1 protein-coding gene and 1 pseudogene (1 of these 2 running past the window's edge) are annotated in these 1499 nt (G+C 75.6%); both read right to left on the bottom strand.

What is annotated here, in order from left to right; translation table 11 throughout:
- Nucleotides 1-670, bottom strand: a pseudogene (locus tag H0487_RS22190) (tyrosine recombinase XerC); it reaches 340 nt to the left of the window's first position.
- A 77-nt stretch (nucleotides 671-747) separates the two neighbouring features.
- On the bottom strand, nucleotides 748-1499 hold a 752-nt coding region (locus tag H0487_RS22185), incomplete at its 5' end, for a DNA-processing protein DprA (RefSeq protein ID WP_183096375.1).

Below are 1499 nucleotides of genomic sequence, written 5' to 3'. Positions count from 1 at the left end.
CTGCCGAGCCCGGCCGCGCGACCGACGGTCGGCCCCGGACCAGCCAGGCGTCGACCGCCGCGGCGGCCGGTTGCCCGAAGGGCACGGTCCGCTCCTTGCGCCCCTTGCCGAAGACCCGGACGACGTTGCGGTCGCGGTCGACGTCGTCGACGTCGAGCCCGCACAGCTCGCCGACCCGCATCCCGGTCGCATAGAGGAGCTCGAGCATCGCCACGTCCCGCAGGCCGAGGGCGCTGCCGTCGTCGGCGAGCGCCGTCGCGGCGGCGATGAGCTCGCGGGCCTCGTCGACCCGCAACACGCTCGGGAGCGTCTGGTGGGGCTTCGGCGACCCGAGCGCCGATCCGGCGTCGGTGGGGGCCCGGCCCGTACGCGCCAGCCAGGCGGTGAAGACCCGGGCCGCGGTCGCGCGGCGGGCCAGGGTCGTCCGCGAGCGCCCCATCGTCTGCTGCTTGGCGAGCCAGCTCCGCAGCGTGCGCAGGTCGAGCTCGGTGACGTCACCCATCCCGAGCCGGTGGGCGTGGTCCAGCAGGTTCGCGATGTCGCCGCAGTAGGCCTTGACCGTGTGCGGCGCCAGGTCGCGCTCGGAGGCGAGGTGGCGCTCGTAGTCGCCGATCACCCGCGCCAGTGGCTCGGGGAGGCCGACGGGTTCCGTCGTCTCCCCCGGCTCCACAGACCCGGCGCTCACCCTCGGAGTCTAGGAAGGCCGGTGCCCGCGCTCGGGGAGCCGCGCGGACCCGGTGGGTGGTCTCAGGACTCTGCACGGGCCGCCGATCCTAACCGCCACCCTCCGGTGACGTCCTCGACGAACCCCGCCGCCGCCAGCCGCAGCAGCGTCGGCCGGACCTCCGCCTCGTCCAGCCCGGCGACCCTGGCGATCGAGGCGGGCGGAGCAGCGGCGACCGCCGGCACGGCGTCGAGCACCCGCTTCTCGAGCAGCCCGAGGCCGTCGCGGGGACGCACGGGTGCGCGCGGCACGGGTGGAAGGTGCTCCCCGGCGGCACCGACGAGCTCGAGCACGTCCGCGCCGCCGGTCACCAGGGCCGCTCCACCGCTGCGCAGCAGCTGGTGGACCCCGACGGACGTCGCGCTGGTGACCGGACCCGGGACGCCCATGACCACCCGGTTGAGCCGCTGCGCCCAGCCGGCGGTGTTGAGGGCACCGCTGCGGACGGCGGCCTCGACGATCACCGTGCCCGCAGTGAGGGCCGCGATGAGCCGGTTGCGAGCGAGGAACCGGATCCGGTGGGGCGCAGCACCGAGCGGAGCCTCGGACACCACCGCGTGCTCGCGCCCGAGGAACATGAGCATCTCCCGGTGGGCGGCCGGATAGATCCGGTCGGCGCCGCAGGCCAGGACGGCCACCGTCGGCGAGCTCGTGCTCACCGCTCCGCGGTGACTGGCGTAGTCGATGCCGAAGGCGCCGCCGGAGACGGTCGTCCGGCCACCGAGCCCGACTGCGGCGGCGATGTCGCCGGCGACCTCCGCACCGTAGGACGTCG

The organism is Nocardioides stalactiti, assembly GCF_014180715.1.
GTDB lineage: Bacteria > Actinomycetota > Actinomycetes > Propionibacteriales > Nocardioidaceae > Nocardioides > Nocardioides stalactiti.
The sequence above is the reverse complement of the archived record's forward strand: the minus strand, read 5'-3'. Positions and strand labels throughout refer to the sequence as shown.